Annotated in this window: 11 protein-coding genes; 7 read left to right on the top strand and 4 right to left on the bottom strand. The window is 57.3% G+C overall.

The annotated features are described in order from the left end of the window. Window positions 1-8: 8 nt before the first annotated feature. The 5 genes from thrA to FHG12_RS08655 all read left to right on the top strand — a co-directional run bounded on the left by thrA (window position 9) and on the right by FHG12_RS08655 (window position 6,981). Window positions 9-2,453, top strand: coding sequence for a bifunctional aspartate kinase/homoserine dehydrogenase I (thrA, locus tag FHG12_RS08675; protein WP_139515355.1), 2,445 nt, complete (start codon window positions 9-11; stop codon window positions 2,451-2,453). A 47-nt stretch (window positions 2,454-2,500) separates the two neighbouring features. Then, a complete protein-coding gene (locus tag FHG12_RS08670; protein WP_139515354.1) occupies window positions 2,501-3,448 on the top strand; it encodes a homoserine kinase in 948 nt (315 codons plus the stop codon). A gap of 67 nt (window positions 3,449-3,515) precedes the next feature. Then, complete coding sequence (thrC, locus tag FHG12_RS08665) at window positions 3,516-4,811, top strand: threonine synthase (protein ID WP_139515353.1); 1,296 nt, start codon at window positions 3,516-3,518, stop codon at window positions 4,809-4,811. 95 nt (window positions 4,812-4,906) lie between these two features. Further along, entirely contained in the window at window positions 4,907-5,590 is a 684-nt protein-coding gene (locus FHG12_RS08660; protein WP_139515352.1) for a c-type heme family protein, read from the top strand. A 122-nt stretch (window positions 5,591-5,712) separates the two neighbouring features. Further along, window positions 5,713-6,981, top strand: a complete 1,269-nt coding sequence (locus FHG12_RS08655; RefSeq protein ID WP_139515351.1) for a protoporphyrinogen/coproporphyrinogen oxidase — start codon at window positions 5,713-5,715, stop codon at window positions 6,979-6,981. Between the two features lie 209 nt (window positions 6,982-7,190). On the opposite strand, the gene FHG12_RS08650 is transcribed toward FHG12_RS08655, so the two are convergent. From FHG12_RS08650 to FHG12_RS08640, 3 genes are all read right to left on the bottom strand, one after another. Continuing rightward, on the bottom strand, window positions 7,191-10,235 hold the full coding sequence (locus FHG12_RS08650) for a M16 family metallopeptidase (protein ID WP_230471333.1): 3,045 nt from the start codon (window positions 10,233-10,235) through the stop codon (window positions 7,191-7,193). 223 nt (window positions 10,236-10,458) lie between these two features. After that, complete coding sequence (locus tag FHG12_RS08645; RefSeq protein WP_139515350.1) at window positions 10,459-13,494, bottom strand: M16 family metallopeptidase; 3,036 nt, start codon at window positions 13,492-13,494, stop codon at window positions 10,459-10,461. 209 nt (window positions 13,495-13,703) lie between these two features. Further along, window positions 13,704-14,879, bottom strand: a complete 1,176-nt coding sequence (locus FHG12_RS08640) for an esterase-like activity of phytase family protein (protein WP_139515349.1) — start codon at window positions 14,877-14,879, stop codon at window positions 13,704-13,706. 239 nt (window positions 14,880-15,118) lie between these two features. On the opposite strand from FHG12_RS08640, the gene FHG12_RS08635 reads away from it, so the two are divergent. Both FHG12_RS08635 and FHG12_RS08630 read left to right on the top strand, forming a co-directional pair. Further along, the gene (locus FHG12_RS08635; RefSeq protein WP_139515348.1) at window positions 15,119-16,828 is read left to right on the top strand and encodes a M28 family metallopeptidase; all 1,710 of its coding nucleotides are present in this window, start codon (window positions 15,119-15,121) and stop codon (window positions 16,826-16,828) included. A gap of 220 nt (window positions 16,829-17,048) precedes the next feature. Further along, window positions 17,049-17,534, top strand: a complete 486-nt coding sequence (locus FHG12_RS08630; RefSeq protein WP_139515347.1) for a hypothetical protein — start codon at window positions 17,049-17,051, stop codon at window positions 17,532-17,534. Here the strand turns inward: FHG12_RS08630 and FHG12_RS08625 are convergent. Then, window positions 17,491-18,588: a glycosyltransferase gene (locus FHG12_RS08625; protein WP_165699345.1), complete on the bottom strand. Its 1,098-nt coding sequence runs from the start codon at window positions 18,586-18,588 to the stop codon at window positions 17,491-17,493. The two genes, FHG12_RS08630 and FHG12_RS08625, sit on opposite strands and share 44 nt — an antisense overlap. Window positions 18,589-18,805 lie beyond the last annotated feature (217 nt).

The following is an 18,805-nucleotide window of genomic DNA, read 5'->3' as shown; positions in this document are numbered from 1 at the left end:
TCACTTGTATGCAGGTTTTGAAATTCGGCGGCACCTCGGTAGCCAACGCAGAGAACATCAACAAAGCAATCGACATCATCGCAACCGCTGCCCAGCGTGGGCCGACCATTGTAATCGTCTCGGCGCTAGGCGGCGTCACCGATGCTCTGATTGAGGCCAGCCAACGGGCCGCGGCCGGCGACGAAACTTACCGAGAACACCTGCAAGCCATTGAACAACGCCACCTCGACACGGTGAAGGCCCTCGTTCCGGTGGCCAACCAAAGTGCGGTGCTGAGTGCCATAAAACGGCGCTGCAACGAGCTGGATGCTATCTGCGACAGCGTATTTGCCTTGGGCGAACTCTCGCCGCGCACCCAAGATCGCGTGATGAGCTTTGGCGAGCTGATGTCGTCGCAGATGGTGGCCGCCCGCGTGCAGGCAGCTTCGTTGCGCTGCCAGTGGCTAGATTCCCGCGAGCTGATCCGCACCAACTCAAGATTTGGGGCGGCGGAAGTCGACTTTGCCGTTACCAACCAGCAAATCAAGAACTTAATCACGGAGTCAGAGCAGCAGGTGTACTTGGTACCGGGCTTTATTGCGGCCGACGCGCAAGGTGCCACTACTACCCTAGGCCGCGGCGGCTCCGACTACAGTGCCGCCATTTTCGCCGGGGCCGTGCATGCCGACGTGCTGGAAATCTGGACGGATGTGAGCGGCATGATGACGGCCGATCCGCGCCTGGTAACCAGCGCCAAAGCCATCCCGCACATCTCCTACAAAGAAGCGATGGAGCTGTCGCACTTCGGGGCAAAGGTCTTATATCCGCCTACTATTCAGCCGGTTATGCAGCTGGGCATTCCATTGTGGATCAAGAATACCTTCGCCCCCGCCGACCACGGCACCCTGATCGAGGTAGACTCACCGCCCAACCATACCATTGTGCGCGGCATTTCGAGCATTGGCAGCATCGCCCTACTCAACCTCGAGGGCAGCGGCATGGTGGGCATTCCGGGTTTTTCGAAGCGGCTGTTTGGCGCGCTGGCGCAGGAGCGCATCAACGTGATTCTGATCACCCAAAGCTCGTCGGAACATTCCATTTCGGTGGCCGTCAGCAGCACCGACGCGCCACGCGCCAAAACCGCTGTGGATGAGGAGTTTGCCTATGAGATTGCGAGCAATAAAGTCGAGCCGCTTCGACTGGAAACCGGCCTAGCCATTGTCGCGCTTGTAGGCGAGAACATGAAGGACCATCCCGGCGTCAGCGGGCGGATGTTTGGCGCGCTCGGTCATAACGGCGTGAATATCAGAGCAATAGCCCAGGGATCATCGGAGAAGAACATTTCCACAGTTATCCAGTCGCACGACGTTCGCAAAGCCATCAACGTACTGCACGAGGCCTTCTTCCAAACCGAGTACAAGCAGGTCAACCTCTTTATCGTGGGCGCGGGCAACGTGGGCAGCAAGCTATTAGGCCAACTAGCTCAGCAGCAAGACTATCTCTTGGAAAAACTGCGCTTGCAGCTGCGGGTGATCGCCGTTGCCAACAGCAAAAAGTACGTCATCAACGACGAAGGCCTCGACCTCAATACTTGGCAAGAAGAATTGCAGGAAGGCGAACCCATGGAGCTGACGCAGCTTGTGGCCAACATCCAGGCCCGCAACCTTCGCAATGCTGTGTTTGTGGACATTACGGCCAGCGCCCAAGTGGCCGAGTGCTACGCGGCTTTGCTGGAAAAGAGTATTTCGGTAGTGGCATGCAACAAGGTAGCCTGTTCGTCGGCGTACGCCAACTATGCGAATCTCAAGTCGTTAGCGCGCGAATTCAACGCTAATTTCCTCTTCGAGACCAACGTGGGCGCGGGTTTGCCCATCATCGGAACGCTCAACGACTTGCTACGCAGCGGCGACGTAGTGAACCGCATTCAGGCGGTGCTGTCGGGGACGCTCAACTACGTATTCAACCATTACGACGGCACCAGCTCCTTTGCTTCCGTGGTGCAACGGGCTCAGGATGAAGGCTATACCGAACCCGATCCGCGCCTCGACCTGAGCGGCACCGATGTGATGCGAAAAATTCTGATTCTGGCCCGTGAAGCGGGCGTAGTGATGGAGATGGACGACATCACGAACGATTCTTTTCTGCCCGCGTCGTGCATGGAAGGCGACGTAGCGGCCTTTTACGAGCAGCTGGCCGTGCACGAAGCGCACTTCCGCCAACTCTACGAGCAGGCAGCGGCGGCGGGCAAAAAGCTCAAGTTTGTGGCTCGCTACGAAAACGACAAAGCGGCCGTGGGCTTGCAGCAGGTGGGGCCGGAGCACGACTTTTTCACCTTGCAGGGCAAAGACAACGTGGTGCTTTTCTACACCAACCGCTACGTTGAGCAGCCGCTGGTGGTGAAAGGGGCCGGCGCCGGGGCCGACGTTACGGCGTCGGGGGTATTTGCCGATATGATTCGGGCGGCGCGGGTGTAATTACCAAGTCCGCCTGCAATCCATAACTGATTCTACATCAAGCATATATGAATTCAGTAACCGTTCTTGCGCCTGCTACCGTTGCCAACGTAGTGTGCGGCTTCGATGTGCTGGGCTTTGCGCTGGGCGCGCCCTACGACACCATGACCCTGCGCCTTACCTCGCAACCGGGCGTCGTCATCATCAACAAAGACGACTACAACCTGCCCACCGAACCCCGGCGCAACGTGGCCGGGGCGGCGCTGTTGGCGTTGTTGCGGGCGGTGTCCGAGCCCATTGGGTTTGAGGTTGAAATCGCGAAAGCCATCAAACCCGGCAGCGGCATCGGGTCGAGCGCGGCGAGTGCGGCCGGCGCCGTAGTAGGCGCTAATGCCTTGCTGGACAATCGGTTCACCCAAGCCGAGCTGGTAGAGTTTGCCACGTACGGCGAAGAGGTAGCCTCGGGCGTGCGGCACGCCGACAACATTGCGCCTTGCATTTACGGCGGCGTTACCCTGATTCGCTCCACGGAGCCGCTCGACATTATTCCCATTCCCGCCCCGCCGTTGTACGTGACCGTGGTGCACCCCCAAATCGAAGTAAAAACGTCCGATGCTCGCGAAATTCTGAAAAAGCAAGTGCCGCTCAAGGATGCCATCCGGCAGTGGGGCAACGTAGGGGGCCTGATTGCGGGTCTGATGAAAGGCGATTACGCGCTTATCGGGCGATCGTTGGAAGACGTGATCATCGAGCCGGTGCGCAGCATTCTCATTCCGGGCTTTGCCGAAGTAAAACGGGCTAGTCAGGAAGCCGGCGCGCTTGGCGGCGGCATTTCGGGTTCGGGTCCTTCCATTTTCATGCTCAGCCAGCACGAAACCACCGCCCGCCAAGTAGAAGCCGTCATGCAAAGCGTTTACCACGGGCTCGGCATTGATTTTCATACGTACGTGAGCACCATCAACCTCGAAGGGGTGCGCGTAATGCCCGTGGAAACAGAAATTAACATCCCTACATAATTACTTGATAATCAATATATTATAAATCACAACTATCTTAATTTCACTTCTCTTCTTTTGCCTTTCCATGCTTTATTACAGTCTTAATCACCAAGCGCCGGTCGTCGATTTTCGGGAAGCTACGATTGCCGGGCAGGCGCCCGATGGTGGTCTGTATTTCCCGGAAGCCATTCCGAAATTCTCGGCTTCGTTTCTTAACACCCTGAAAGAGAAGGACAAAGCCACCTTGGCTTTTGACATGATCCGGCCTTATGTTGGGGCCGCCATTCCGGAGGAAGCCTTGCACGCCATCTGCACGGAAGCGGTAAACTTCGACTTTCCGCTGGTGCCCGTCGGTGAGCGCAGTACGGTGCTGGAGCTGTTTCACGGCCCGACGCTGGCGTTTAAGGACGTGGGCGCCCGCTTTATGAGCCGCTGCCTGGGCTACTTTTCGCGGCACGGCAGCCGCCACGTTACGGTGCTGGTCGCCACTTCCGGCGATACCGGCGGAGCGGTCGCCAACGGGTTTTTGGGAGTCGAAGGCGTGGATGTTGTGATCCTGTATCCGTCGGGCAAAGTCAGCTCAGTGCAGGAGCTGCAACTAACGACGCTGGGCCAGAACATCACGGCGCTGGAAGTGCAGGGCACCTTCGACGACTGCCAACGCATGGTTAAGCAAGCCTTTGCTGATCAAGAACTTACCAGCCGGCTATTTCTTACCTCAGCCAACTCCATCAACGTGGCGCGGTGGCTGCCGCAGCAGTTTTATTACGGCTACGCCTTGCAGCAATGGTCGCACGCCGAGCCGCCGGTGGTGGCGGTACCAAGCGGCAACTTCGGCAACCTCTGCGCGGGGTTGCTGGCGTACGTGTCGGGCTTGCCGATCCGCCATTTTGTGGCCGCCTGCAATGCCAACGATGCGGTGCCCGCTTATCTGTTGAGCGGCACGTTTGCCCCCAAAGCCGCAATCGCCACCATTTCCAATGCCATGGACGTGGGCAATCCCAGTAATTTCACGCGCATTCTGGAGTTGTTCCAACGTGATTATGAGCACGTTAAGAGTAGCATCACGGGCTATACCATCAGCGACGACACCACTGCCGATACCATCCGGCAGGTACACGCCGGGCACGGTTACCTGCTTGACCCGCACGGGGCGGTGGCCTATCAGGCCTTGCAGCAGTACCTAGCGCAACACCCCAACGAGCGGGGGATTTTCTTGGAAACGGCTCATCCGGTGAAGTTTTACGACGTGGTAGAGCCCCTTATCCAAGGCAAAATACCGTTGCCTCCGGCCGTGGCTGAACTCCTGCCCAAGCCCAAGAAAAGCCATGTAATGCAAGCCGACTATACTACGTTAAAAGACTATCTAGTAAGCAGATAGCCAGAGGCACAAAGTACTCGCAGCGCGTCCCGCCGTAACCGTATACCTTCGAGCGTTGTTAGGCAACCGGATTCGGTCGTAACCCTTCAGTTTGTATGCGTCGTCTTGTTTGTGCCGCCGGGGTCGCGGCCTTTTTCTTAGCCGCGTTGCCGGCCTGTCGTCCTGATCAGATTCAGCATCTGAAAGACAGCAAACGCATTGGCATTGAGGCCGAAAACTGGGTGGTCAAACGCATTATGCCCGCCGATTTGCTGCACGCCACCCGCTGGGCCGGCGACTCCCTGACCCTTTCGGCCGACCGCGAACTGCACCGACTGCTTGCCGAGCGGCTTGCGCACGGCGGCGTAGCGGCTGCTCTACCCTACTGCCGCCCCGAAACGTACGCGTCCACCGATTCGCTGGCGCATGTTCTGAAGGCTACTGCCCAGCGCGTTAGCAACAAACCGCGCAATCCGCAACACCAGCCGGCAACGCAACTTGTTGCTAGTCAAAATGATACCATGCGCAATATTGCTCGTCCATCGGCTGAGGTATTCACCTACCAGCGGCCCATTGTGCTGGACGATGCACTTTGCCTGCGCTGCCACGGTGAGGTTGGCAAAGACATTGCCGATGCCGATTACGCGCTCATCAAGAAAGCCTATCCGGCCGACCAAGCCATTGGCTATCAGCGAGGTGCGGTGATGGGTGCGTGGCAAGTGCGCTTTGCCCGCAACGGTGTGGCGGAGTTTTACACCATGAAAACGCGCAAAGTACCCAAGCCGCATAAGCTGTTTTGAGGGTAAGCGCGGAAGACAGTATGCAGGACGAGCATCCTCGCATAAGCACCTTATTATAAGCGCTTTACAACCAAGACCCATTAACCCGTAACCTTGGAGCGGCATTATCGGTTTGGCATCACATGAGTGATACTCTTGTTTCTTCTGCTCCCGTTGTGATCATTGGTGCTGGTTTGGCGGGCTTGGCCTGCGCCACCTACCTACACCGCGCCGGCCGGCCGGTGCTCGTTTTGGATGCGGCCGACGCAGTAGGCGGACGCGTTCGCACCGACGTTACACCGGAGGGCTTTCGCCTTGACCGCGGCTTTCAGGTGCTGCTGACGCGCTACCCGGAGGTGCAGCGCCTGCTCGATTATGGCGCCGCCGACCTGCGGGCTTTTCGCTCCGGGGCGGTCATTCAATTGGCCGATGGGCAGCAAACCACCCTGCAAAACCCACTGCAACGGCCCACGGCCGCGTTTACGGCGCTCGCCTCGCGCATTGGTACGCTCGCTGATAAGTTGCGGATTCTCAGCCTAGTACAGCACGTAAGCAAGTACACGCCCGAACAATTGCTCAACCGCGAGGCGACCGACACGCTCACCTTTTTGCGGCGCTACGGCTGGAGCGAGCAGATCATTGATTCGTTCTTCCGGCCCTTTTTTGGCGGAGTGTTTCTGGATCGGTCGTTGGGTACGGCTAGCAATTTCTTCGAGTTTGTCTTTCAGCAATTTCTGCAAGGCGAAGCTGTGATTCCGGCGCTGGGTATGCAGCAGATTCCGGAGCAATTGGCCCAGCGATTACCTGCCGGCTCGGTGCGGCTGAATACGGCAGCCGAGGCCATTGAAGCCAACACAGTGCAGCTAGCAACTGGCGAAACCCTGGAAGCCTCCGCCGTGGTAGTTGCTGTCGATGGGGAAGCTGCCCGTCAGCTTTTGCCACCCTTAGCCCACGCCGAAGCGCTGGCGTGGCGGCGCACCACCTGCACATATTTTGCTGCCGAAAGCTCGCCAGGTCAGGGCGATCGGTTGCTGCGCCTGAATGCGAAGCCCAATGCGCTGGCGCACAATGTGAGCTTTCCCAGCGATGTGGCACCGGCCTACGCGCCTGCGGGCCGCACGCTTGTTTCCGTTAGCACCCACGGCGAGCATGGCCTCGACGAGCGAACCCTGACGGCACGTTTGCAGCAAGAGCTTACGGACTGGTTTGGGCCGCAAGCAACTCAGTGGCAACATCTTCGTACGTACCATCTTCCTTATGCCCTGCCTGTATATTCGGCAGGACAGCCCGTGCGTCAGCCGCTTCGCCTCACCGATACTCTCTACCGCTGTGGCGATCACACGGCTTATCCTTCGCAAAACGCAGCCTTAGCCACCGGGCGCGAAGTGGCGGAAATGCTCCTTGCTGGTTAGGTGGCCAAACCTGCTTCTGATACACTTCGCCCCCGTGCCCATGCTGAGTGAGGCTGGGAAATGCAAGGCGACTGCGCTGCTTAATTTCTGCATGATCGTCGTGTTTAGTGAGGGCAACATAAGCCACTGCGTTAGCCGCAACAGATCTTAAACATAAAAGCCAGCCCTCGATACGAAGGCTGGCTTTTTTACTATTCGGCTGAGCGCGATTATTTCGCGTCGCTGCCTTCTTTGTGCTTGATCTTAATCTTTTTGCCATCCTCGTCTTTGGCCTTGCGCTTCATCTTTTTGTCGCCCAATTCGGCAGCATCCGCAGCGGCGGCAGCGGGAGCGGCAGGAGTAGCAGCGGCCGCTGGGGCTGGAGCAGCCACCCGATTTCCATCGGCATCCATTTCGACTACCTCATAGCCCAACTCGCCGAGGCCGGGGAAAGCTTTCGCCCGGTCGCCGACCACGACGATGTACATGCTGTTGGCAGGCAAGTACTTCTGCGCCGACGTTTTGACATCTTCCTTCGTCAGGTTTTGCAGGATGGTTTGCTGCTGTTGCACAAAATCCCGGGGCAGGTTGTATTCTACGATGCGACCCAAGAAGTTCGCCTTCTGTTGGCCGGTCTCGTATTTCAAGGCATCGCTCTGACCCACAGCGGTTTTCAGAAAAGCAACCTCTTCGTCCGTAACCCCATTCGGGTAGTTCTGAATTTCGGTCATGAACTCCTTTACCGCGGGTGCCGTAGCATCGGCGCGCACGCCGGCTTGCGCCGTGAAGGGTCCCACGTAGCGCGTACCACCGAAGTATGAGTAGGCGCCGTACGAATAGCCTTTTTGCTCGCGCAGGTTGAGGTTGATGTGGCTGTTAAAGTCGCCGCCCAGCATGTAGTTCGCCAAATACGCACGGTAGTATTCGCCGGTCGCGTCATAAGGCAGGGCTAGGTAGCCGACGCGGATTTCCGACTGCGCGGCTCCATCCTTGTTCACGAAGTAGATCCGCGTTTTGTCTGGCTGAACGGCCGGATTCACTGTGGGCAGTGCCACCGATTTTTTCTCCCAGCTTTTCAGGAAGGTCAGCTTGGGCATTACGTCCTTCTGCTCGACGTCGCCCACTACCACCAGATACGACACGTTGGGCGCGTAATTCTGCTGGTAAAATTGCTTTACGTCGTCAAGCGTGATGCTTTGCACCGACGCTGCAGTGCCGCTCGTGGGCACGCTCATGATGTCGTTGGCGCCGTAGAGCAAGCGGGCGTAAGTTTTATTGGCAACCGTCACTGGCTGAGTGTTTTGCGCCGCAATGCCTTCCAGCGTTTGCTTTTTGAGGCGAGCAAAATCAGCCTCGTCGAAGCGCGGATGCAACAGGCGCTCCTGCAGCAGCGCCATGGTCTTGTCGAGATTTTTGGTCAACGACTGCACATACACCGTCGTGTTATCGTTGCCCAAGCTCACCTGAATGGTGCTGCCCAGCTTGTTAAGCGCGGCCGTAAACTCCTCGCCCGTGTATTTCTGTGAGCTCTCGTTGAGCATAGAAGCCGCAAGGGCCGCGACGCCGACTTTTGCAGGGTTTTGCTGCTCCAGCCGATGCCCGCCGCCCATGCTCAGCAACAGGGTTACGGATGGGATTTCGCTGTTGCGGGCCCCGATAACCTTCAGACCGTTAGGCAGTTCCTCTTGCCAGTAAGCTGGCACTTTCACCACCGGATTAGCACCCGACTTAGGCCGCTGGGTACGGTCGAAGTTGTCCTTGGCCTTCACATAGGTTAGGCCTTTGTACTCGTCGGCAGGCGCTTTAAAGCCTGCTTTCGATACCTCAAAGTTGTTGGGATGCGCCGCGGCAACGGGCGTACCGGCCTTAGGCACCACGCTTACGATTACCGCATGCTTGCCTTTAATATATTGATTATAAACGCGTTGCACATCGGCCTTGGTCAGGGCTTGTAACTTGCGCATCTCTTCCGGCAGACGGTTGGGGTTGCCCGTAAACGCTTGAAATTCTGCCAGTTGCGAAGCTTTACCGCTTACACTGGCCAGCCGGTTAATCATACTGGCCTCGCGGCTGGCTTTGAAGCGCTGTACATCGTCGTCGGTGATGCCGCGTTTTTCCAGCTCTACGAACGTCTTCCGAATTACGGCTTCGGTGCTATCAAGCTGCTGACCGGGTACGTTGAAAGTCGAAATTGTGAATTCGCCGCCCAGTTCCGAGGTCGGGTGGCTGGCCGAAGCCTGCACGGCTTTTTGGTTCTTAATCAGGTTCTTATACAACAACGACGTTTTGCCGCGCCCAATGATGTCAGCCAACGCATCCAGAGCGACTTCGTCGGGGTGGTACTGTGGCACGGTCGGGAACACCAGTTGCAGCATCGGGAAGCGGATGTTGTCTTGGTAGCTCACGTAACGGTCCGAAGCCAGCTTGGGCTCCGCTACTTTCATGTCCGCTACAGCCGGACCGCGCTTGATGGAGCCGAAGTACTTCTCCACCAGTTTCACCACCTCGGCCGGCTTCACGTCGCCGCCGACGGTCAAGGTGGCGTTGTTGGGGCCGTACCAGCGCAGGAAGAAGTTCTTCAGATCGTCCACGTTCGAGCGATCCAGGTCTTCCAACGAGCCAATCACCGACCACGAGTACGGATGCGCATACGGGTACAGCGCCCGATCCTTGAGTTCGTCGGCCAAGCCATACGGGCGGTTGTCCACGCTCTGGCCGCGTTCGTTCTTTACCGTAGCGCGCTGAATCTCAAATTTTTGCTGGGTAACGGCGTCGAGCAAGAAGCCCATGCGGTCGGCTTCCAGCCACAAGGCAGTTTCGAGCTGGTTGCTGGGCAGGGTTTCAAAATAGTTGGTGCGGTCGCGGTTCGTCGAACCGTTCATGCTACCACCCGCGGCGCTGATAATCTTGGGGTGTTCACCACTTTTCACGTGATCCGAGCCCTGAAACATCATGTGCTCAAAAAAGTGGGCAAAACCGGATTTGCCAATTGTTTCGCGCGCCGAGCCAACGTGGTAGGTCACGTCGACGTGCACCAACGGGTCGCTGTGGTCTTCGGCCACGAGCAGCGTCAGGCCGTTGGGCAGCACGTACTTCTCGTACGGGATCACCAGCTCCGAACCTTTGCGGGTTACTTTTTCCACCAGACGAGTGCCGCCGGTAGAATTGGTGGTGGCCATGGCCGGTTTGGCCGGGGCTTTTTGCTGGGCTTGGGCGGCTGGCGACAAGGCCAAAGCCGAGCCAAGTCCGAGCAAAATAAAGGGCTTGCAGATCATAAAAAGGGTAGTTGTGTCTAATTCCTACGTTAAGGTACAGGATACAAACACACGTGCTTTGTGCGAGTAGTATATTATTTAGATACTATTTACTTCAGAGGGCAAAAGACAATTTATACCCACCAACTCAAGCCACACAAATAACTCATATACAAGTAGTTATAAACAAAAAGGCCCGCCTCCAACTGGAGACGGGCCTTTGCAATGAGGAAGTAGCAGACCGCTATTTGGCTTCGCCAGCCTTTTCCTTCACCTTGATTTTCTTACCGTCTTCTGTCTTGGCTTTGCGCTTCGACTTTTTGGTTTCGACGGGCGCAGGCGCAGGTTCGGCAGCGGCGGCCGGAGCAGCGGCTACGGCAGGCGTCAGGCGGTTGCCGTCAGCATCCAACTCAACTACTTCGTAGCCAAGCTGTTGCACTTCAGGCAAATACTTTTTGTCGCCAACCACTACAATGTACATATGGTCGGCGGGCAGGTATTTCTGCGCCGACGTTTTGACATCTTCCTTCGTCAGGTTTTTCAAGATGGTGCTCTGCTGTTGCACGTAGTTCTTGTCGAGGTCGTACTCGAGCAGGCGCGCCAGGAAGGCAGCTTTCTGCTGGCCCGTTTCGTAACGCAACGCATCACTCTGACCCACAGAGGCTTGCAGGAATTGTAGTTCTTCGTCAGTGATGCCGTTGCGGTAGTTCTCGATCTCCTTCATGAACTCCTTTACCGAAGCCGCCGTAGCATCGGCGCGCACGCCGGCCGAGGCCGTGAAAGGCCCCACAAAACGCGAGCCCGAATAGCCCGAGCGAGCGCCGTAGGTATAGCCTTTGTCTTCGCGCAGGTTGAGGTTGATGCGCGAGTTGAAAGCACCGCCCAGGATATAGTTGGCGAGGTAAGCGCGGTAATAATCTCCAGTCGCGTCATAAGGCAGGGCCAGGTAGCCGACGCGGATTTCCGACTGCGCCGCCCCGTCCTTGTTCACGAAGTAGATCCGCGTTTTGTCCGGCTGCTGGGTTTTGGGGCTGGCGGGCAGGTTTACGCCTTGTTGCAGCCAGCCTTTCAGGAAGCCCATCTGCGCTTCCGCCGTCTTCTGATCGACGTCACCGACCACCGTCAGGTAGCTCACGTTGGGGGCGTAGTTCTGCTGATAAAACTTCTTCACGTCGTCGAGCGTGATGCTGCGCACGCTGGCGCTGGTGCCGCTTACCGGCGTGCTCATGATGTCGAGGCCGCCGTAGAGCAAACGCGAATACGTATTGTCGGCAATGACTACCGGCTGCGTCACCTGGTTGGCAATGCCTTCCAAGGTTTGCTTCTTAAGGCGGTCAAAATCAGCCTGGTCGAAGCGTGGGTGCAGCAAGCGCTCCTGCAACAACGCCATCGTAGCCGGCAGGTTTTTGGTCAGCGTTTGCACGTACACCGTTGTGTTTTCGTTGCCGGCGCTCACCTGAATGGCACTGCCCAGCTTGTCGAGGGCGGCGCTAAATTGTTCGCTGGTGTATTTCTGCGAGCCTTCGTTGAGCATGGCCGCCGTGAGCGCAGCGATGCCCGCCTTGTCGCGGTCGTTTTGCTCGAGGCGGTGGCCACCACGAATGGTCAGCAGCATGGTAACCGTCGGGATTTCCGCGTTGCGCGTGCCCATAATGCGCAGCTTGTTCTCAAACTGGTCCTGCCACACAGCGGGCACCTGCACCACTGGGTTGGTACCGGCTTTGGGCTGCGTGCCGCGGTCGAACGTGTCCTTGGCCTTCACATAAGTCAGGCCGGCGTACTCGTCTTTCGGTGCCTGGTAGCCATCCTTCGACACTTGGTAGTTGTCGGCGTGGGCAACCAGCGTGGGAGCATTTTTGGGCACCACGCTCAGGATCACGGCGTGCTTGCCTTTAATATATTGATTGTAAACACGTTGCACATCGGCTTTGGTCAGCGAACCCAACTGCTGCACGTCGATAGGCAAGCGATTAGGATTACCAGTGAACGTCTGATTAGCAGCCAATTGCGAAACCTTGCCACTCACGCTCGACAGGCTGTTGACCAAGTCGGCTTCGCGGCTGGCTTTGAAGCGCGCCAAGGCATCGTCGGAAACGCCGGTACGCTCAAACTCCGCCAGCGATTTGCGCACGAGCACTTCGGTGCTGTCGAGGCCTTTGCCGGGGAAGCTGCGGGCTGTGATGGTAAACTGGCCAGCCAACTCGGTAGTCTGGTTGTAGGCCTGCGCCAGAACGGCTTTCTGGTTCTTTACTAAGTTCTTGTATAGCAATGAGTTACGTCCCGAGCCAATAATTTCGGCCAACGCGTCGAGGGCTACTTCATCGGGGTGGTTTTGCGGCACCGACGGGAACACCAGTTGCAACATCGGGAAGCGGATGTTGTCTTGGTAGCTCACATAACGATCCGAGGCCAGCTTGGGCGCGGGCAGCTTCATGTTCTGCACGGCCGGGCCCCGATTGATCGGGCCGAAGTATTTCTCTGCTAGGCGTACTACATCAGCCGGTTTCACGTCGCCGCCGACGGTCAGGGTGGCGTTGTTGGGGCCATACCAGCGCAGGAAGAAGTTCTTCAGATCGTCCACGTTCGAGCGGTCCAAATCTTCCAGATAGCCGATGGTCATCCACGAATACGGGTGGCCGTACGGATACAACGCTTTCGATACGTTCTCGCCGGCCAGGCCGTAGGGACGGTTGTCGTAGTTCTGGCCGCGCTCGTTTTTGACGGTAGAGCGCTGAACTTCAAATTTTTGCTGGGTAACGGCATCGAGCAGAAAGCCCATGCGGTCGGCTTCCAGCCACAAGGCTGTTTCGAGCTGGTTGGCCGGTACGGTTTCGTAGTAGTTGGTGCGGTCGCGGTTGGTCGAGCCGTTCAAAGTGCCGCCGGCGGCCGTAACCAGCTTGAAATGCTGCTCATCGGCTACGTGGTCGGAGCCCTGGAACATCATGTGCTCGAAGAAGTGAGCGAAACCCGACTTACCGATTTGCTCCCGCGCCGAGCCCACGTGGTAGGTCACGTCGACGTGCACCAGCGGGTCGCTGTGGTCTTCGGTTACAACGACCGTCAGGCCGTTGGGCAACACGTATTTTTCGTACGGAATAACCAGCTCCGAACCCTTGCGGGTTACTTTTTCCACTAAGCGCGCACCGCCGGCGGTAGCTTTGGCGGGTACGATTACGGTTTTGGGTTTGGTCTTGGCAGCAGTGGTTTTTTGCTGCGCCAGCATTGGGTGCAGCGAGAGCGAGAGGCCCAGGCCCAACAGCCAGAGTCGTTTTTGCGTCATAAATACACGAAAAGCAAAAGATGAAGATGTGATTCGGTCGTAACGTACCGCACAACATCGCCAATAGACGGATGCATTCCCCTACGGACGCACGCCGCCCGTTATTTTTTTGCTTTCTGCAATTTGCTTCTGGAGATAGCGGAAAATAAAAAAGTGCAACCACCTAATAATAAGGCAGTTGCACTTTTAAAAATTTAGTAACCGGTTGGTTATGGAATTACTTCAAACGCCAGGAATTGCGTAATCTGGGAGCTGCCGAAATTGTCGTCGGAAACCAGCACCAGCGAGTAGTGGCCGTTGCCCAATTTCGGGCCGAAAGTCATGCCTTCGAGGTTGTCGACGCGCTTGATGCCGGTGGAGGCCACGTCCAGCACGAGGCGCTTGCTTACTGGCGTGTAAATAGCTGTTTTTAAGCTGTTTACACGCGATATATCGGTGGCCCCGTCCAGATCAACTTCGTAGATTTTAACCACGTAATCCGGCGTCGCTCCCACGGCGAAAGAACGCTCCATGACCAGCATTTTCGTTTCCGACATGGCTACCATTTCTACCACTCCGTTCAGCCGGAACTGATCGGCGGGAATGGGGGCCGCGTGCACGGCATCCAGCTTGTAGGCATACTGCGCTACCGGCTGATGCGTCATTTTGTCGTACTTGATCAGGCGGATGGGCGAACCGGCCACGCCGAAATCGGCGCGCGGCCCGTCCTCATACACAGGCTCTTCATTGGCCGTAAAGACATAGCGGCTATTGGGCACGACTGAGACACCTTCAAACGAGCCGTTGGAACGCGTGCCGTTTTCGGTAGACTGTATTTTAAACAGAGAAGGCAGTGCAAAGGAGGCGACAAAGGTGCCGTCGAGGTTGGCCTCGTACAGAAAAGGATCGGTGAGCACTGCCGGCGTAACCGTCACATTACGAATGCCTTCGCTCGACCAGATGAGGTGCGACGTAGCGGGGTCGTAGGCAAGGCCCTCGGGGTCGATAGCGCTGTAGCGATCAGCGGCTGTATTGGGGTAAAGGCTGCCGTCGGGCCGCTTGAAGGTGGTGACGCCCGTAAAATTCACGTTCGTAAACTGCGTCTGGTCAAAATCTATGTCAGCAGTGTAGTAACGCACTGGTTGGAAAGCACTTGCATCATCGCACATGATGTAGTATTTGTCCTTATCGGGGCGGTAGTCGATGCTCGAAAGCCCACCTATCGTGGTATTGTTGTAGTCCTGCTTGAAAGGCACAATCTTTTCGCCGATGAACCGCAACGACGAAACGTGCGTGGGCATCTTGTCGGGGCCATGCATAACCGGACCATCCTTTTTGCAGCCGGCCAGCAAGGCTGCGGTAGCGAACAGGCAACTTGCGACTGCCGTTGGGGAGAATTTGATCATAACGGAAGAGTTATATAGGTGAGAGTTTGGGATGGAACGGCAAAATTCGGTAATAGTTGAGGCGACTATGGTTACGGCAACGTTATATTTTTTCTCCTGAAGATACTATATCTGTTCGCGGCCCCTAAGATATTCATTTACCGGAATTTTCAGTGTGCCGCATTTTCCACACCTTGAGCTGTTGATCAGCTTTTTGCTCGCTCACTGCCTTTCTCTTTCTCACTCTCGTTCTGCCGCCCATGAGACTACCCTATTCTTTGCTATTTGGTAACGCTTTGCTGTTGAGCCTATTAGCGGGATGCCAAAGCAAATCGTCCTCTACCGCGACCACCACCGACGACACTGACGCGGCCACCGATTCAATCGCGATTGCTGCGCCCCCGGATGGCATTACCGCCGCCAGCATTGCCGAGCACATCAAAGTATTGTCGTCCAATGAGTTCCAGGGCCGCAAACCCTTTACGCCGGGCGAGGCGAAAACCACGGCGTATCTGGCTGATGAATTCAAAAAGCTTGGCCTGAAGCCCGGCCCCAACGGCAGCTACTTTCAGGATGTACCGCTGGTAGAAATCACGGGTATGCCCGCCCCGACCATGACCGTCGCCGGGCAGGGCAAAAGCCTAACGCTGAACTACAAAACGGATTACGTGGCCTTCACCGAGCAAGAGAAGCCGGTGGTGGCGGTGCAAAATTCGCCCCTGGTGTTTGCCGGCTACGGGGTGGTGGCGCCCGAGTACGGCTGGGACGACTACGCCGGGCGGGACGTGCGGGGCAAAACCGTGGTCGTGCTGGTCAACGACCCGGGCAACGCGGGCGCGGACTCGACCGTGTTCAAAGGCCAGGCCATGACCTACTACGGCCGCTGGACCTACAAGTACGAGGAGGCCGCCCGCCACGGCGCCGCCGGCCTGCTCATCGTCCACGACACCAAGCCCGCGGCCTATCCTTGGTCGGTAGTGCAAAGCAGCTGGTCGGGCGCGAAGCTCTACCCCCAAACGCCGGATAAAGGCGCCAGCAAGTGTGCCCTGGAAGGCTGGGTCACGCTGGACGCGGCTAAGCGCCTGTTTGCCGCCGCCGGCCAGAACTACGAGGAAGCCTACGCCGCCGCCAATAAGAAGGGCTTTAAGCCGCGGCCTTTAAACCTAACGGTCAGTACGTCAATACGTAACAAAATCCGGCGGACGGCTTCTAAAAACGTGGTGGCAGTGTTGCCGGGTACTACCCGCGCCGACGAATACATTGTGTATACCGCACACTGGGACCACTTGGGCATCGGGCCAGCCGTAAACGGCGACTCGATTTATAACGGCGCCGTTGATAACGCCAGCGGTTGCGCGGCTCTGCTCGACATCGCCAAAGCCTTCACGCAGGCCAAGACGAAACCCGGCCGCACCATTGTGTTTCTGGCCGTGACCGGCGAAGAGCAGGGTTTGCTGGGCTCGGCTTATTACGCAGCGCATCCGCTCTACCCGCTGGCCAAAACCGTGGCCGACCTGAACATGGATGCGCTTTCGGTAAACGGCCCCATGAAAGACCTGACGGTGATCGGCTACGGCCAGTCGGAGCTGGACGACTACGCCCGCGCCGCGGCCAAAGAGCAAGGCCGCTACATTCTGCCCGATCAAACGCCGGAGAAAGGCAGCTTCTTCCGCTCCGACCACTTCAGCTTTGCCCACGTAGGCGTGCCCGCCCTGGACGCCAACGGGCGGTTTGAGAGCCGCGCCAACGGCCGCGCCTTCACCAAAGAGCGCAGCGAAGACTACGAAGCACACCGCTATCACCAGCCCGCCGACGAATACGATCCGAAATGGGATTTGGGCGGCGTGGAACAAGATGCCCGCCTGTTGTTTCGGGTGGGGCAGCGCCTGGCCGGCGAAACTACCTTTCCGAAGTGGAAAACTGGCTCGGAGTTTAAAGCCATTCGGGAGAAAAGCTTGGGCGGCGTCTGAGCAGTTGCTAGTCTTGTGATGAACTAAAACCGCGCTTGCTGGCTGCAAGCGCGGTTTTTATTTGTTTTTGGGCTCATACAACTTTCATCTGCCTGAGCTATCTTTCAGTGTATGAACACATTAGCTTGAAGCTAGTCGGGCCGGTTTAATAAGATTACAGTCGTGTTTAAACTTAAATAACCGGTCAGCCGTTGCCTACCTCTGTACGTTGTTCGCCCCTATGCATTCGATTGACCTTACCTACGTCCGCCTCAACTACCGTCCCGATTTGGAGGTATTATTTGTGCGCTGGACGCAGCCGGTTGGTTCCGAAGAGCACCGGGCAGGCTACCACGCAGCCCTGGAGTTGGCCAAGACCACCGGGGTCATGCGCTGGCAAATTGATTTGCGCAGCCGCGGCCTGGCCTCGGCCGAAGATTTTGAGTGGGTGCTCACCACGTTTCGGGCTGATCTGTTGGCGAGTTTGGGCGGACGGCCTGCGCGCATCGCCTATCTGGTGGCGCCGTACCACCTGGAGCTGCTCAACGAACGGCTGCAAAAAGCAGAAGCCGCTCCGGAACAATCCCAATTACAACAGGTTCATTTTAAGACCTTTACGGGCGAGCAGAGCGCTCAGCAGTGGTTGAGCGATCCGGTCTTGCAGAACGTTTCTGCCGGCGCGCTTACCCCTCCGCCCACCGATAGCGGCGCTCTTTCCACTGAATAGGACCCGGCACCACGGTATACACCAGCACCGCCCCCGACATCAGGCACAGGTAAAGCTCATAGCCTAGCAGCACCGCCCACGATTCGCGGCGCCCGGCCTGCCGCAGCGTGATTTTCAAAAACACCATCTGACACAGCACTTTAGCACTGAACAGCACGGCGATGCTGCCGAGCGATAACAAGCCCGGCCAGAACACGGCCACGTAAAACAGCGCGTACAGGCCAAACAGCGCCGACAGTTGCCACGGCAGCCGCACGGCCCCCTTCATCCAGCGCTTGCGCTGCTGCAACAGGCACCGCACCGTAGGCTGCGGCACCGATACGCCCAGCACCCGCGGATCGAGGAGGTTGCGGTAGCCCCACCCCTGCGCGACAATCAGCGAAAACAGCTGCAAATCTTCTGTGACGGTGAAGGCCATGGCCTCGTAGCCGCCGATGGATTCGTAAGCGGCGCGCGTTACGAGCATGTTATTGCCGACAGCCGTTACGGGCAAGCCGTGGTCGGTGAGCAGGCGAATCACGCTCAGGCCAAACAGCCAGTCCAGCCCTTGCAAGCGTCCAAACAACGTAGTGTTGCAGGTCGTGACGCCGGTTACTACGCCTACGCCATCGGGAGCCGCGCCCAGCATGGTCTGAATCCAGTCGGGCGGCAGGGCCATGTCGGCGTCGGTGATGAAGAAATAATCGGCTGTGGCGGCGCGACACAGGTGGGCTAGGGCGTTGCTTTTGCCGCGAGCCGTGCCCAGCCGGTGCCTGACCGTGAGCAACCGAAACTGCGGCTTATCGGCAATGAAGCGCCGCACGACGCCGGCGGTGTTATCGGTAGAGGCATCGTCGGCGATGAGTATCTCCAGTTTATCAGTGGGATAGCGCAGCTGCGTCAACGATGCCAGGCACCGCTCGATTACGGCTTCTTCGTTGCGGGCCGCCACCAGAATGCTCACCCGCGGGCAATCTGACGATGCGACGATGACCGGCTTCGCGCGAACTAACCACCACAGCATCAGCGCGCAAACACTAAAAAAGAACCCGAAAAAGATAAAAGCTACTAGCATAGGCACCCGTGGATAACTAGGCGCCGCGTTGCTGCAACGAAGGCGCCAATGTTCCCAAGGCATACGCAGGAAAGACCGCTCGAGCTACCGGGTTAAATGCTGATTTACAAGCAATTGCGCCTGCGTATAAATGCGAAATATCAGTAAGGATACGTAGAGCGGCCGGGCGCCAAAAACACTAACTATCATAAGTGATTAATTATCAATTAATTACAAA

The organism is Hymenobacter jejuensis (genome assembly GCF_006337165.1).
Classification (GTDB): Bacteria; Bacteroidota; Bacteroidia; order Cytophagales; family Hymenobacteraceae; genus Hymenobacter; species Hymenobacter jejuensis.
This window is presented reverse-complemented; position numbering and strand designations above follow the sequence as displayed.

What these genes read in the sequence shown, in the direction of transcription:
- FHG12_RS08625 (WP_165699345.1), bottom strand. Translation starts at nt 18,588, where the DNA reads ATGCTAGTAGCTTTTATCTTTTTCGGGTTCTTTTTTAGTGTTTGCGCG.
- FHG12_RS08640 (WP_139515349.1), bottom strand. Translation starts at nt 14,879, where the DNA reads ATGATCAAATTCTCCCCAACGGCAGTCGCAAGTTGCCTGTTCGCTACC.
- FHG12_RS08670 (WP_139515354.1), top strand. Translation starts at nt 2,501, where the DNA reads ATGAATTCAGTAACCGTTCTTGCGCCTGCTACCGTTGCCAACGTAGTG.
- thrC (WP_139515353.1), top strand. Translation starts at nt 3,516, where the DNA reads ATGCTTTATTACAGTCTTAATCACCAAGCGCCGGTCGTCGATTTTCGG.
- FHG12_RS08635 (WP_139515348.1), top strand. Translation starts at nt 15,119, where the DNA reads ATGAGACTACCCTATTCTTTGCTATTTGGTAACGCTTTGCTGTTGAGC.
- FHG12_RS08650 (WP_230471333.1), bottom strand. Translation starts at nt 10,235, where the DNA reads ATGATCTGCAAGCCCTTTATTTTGCTCGGACTTGGCTCGGCTTTGGCC.
- FHG12_RS08630 (WP_139515347.1), top strand. Translation starts at nt 17,049, where the DNA reads ATGCATTCGATTGACCTTACCTACGTCCGCCTCAACTACCGTCCCGAT.
- FHG12_RS08660 (WP_139515352.1), top strand. Translation starts at nt 4,907, where the DNA reads ATGCGTCGTCTTGTTTGTGCCGCCGGGGTCGCGGCCTTTTTCTTAGCC.
- thrA (WP_139515355.1), top strand. Translation starts at nt 9, where the DNA reads ATGCAGGTTTTGAAATTCGGCGGCACCTCGGTAGCCAACGCAGAGAAC.
- FHG12_RS08645 (WP_139515350.1), bottom strand. Translation starts at nt 13,494, where the DNA reads ATGACGCAAAAACGACTCTGGCTGTTGGGCCTGGGCCTCTCGCTCTCG.
- FHG12_RS08655 (WP_139515351.1), top strand. Translation starts at nt 5,713, where the DNA reads ATGAGTGATACTCTTGTTTCTTCTGCTCCCGTTGTGATCATTGGTGCT.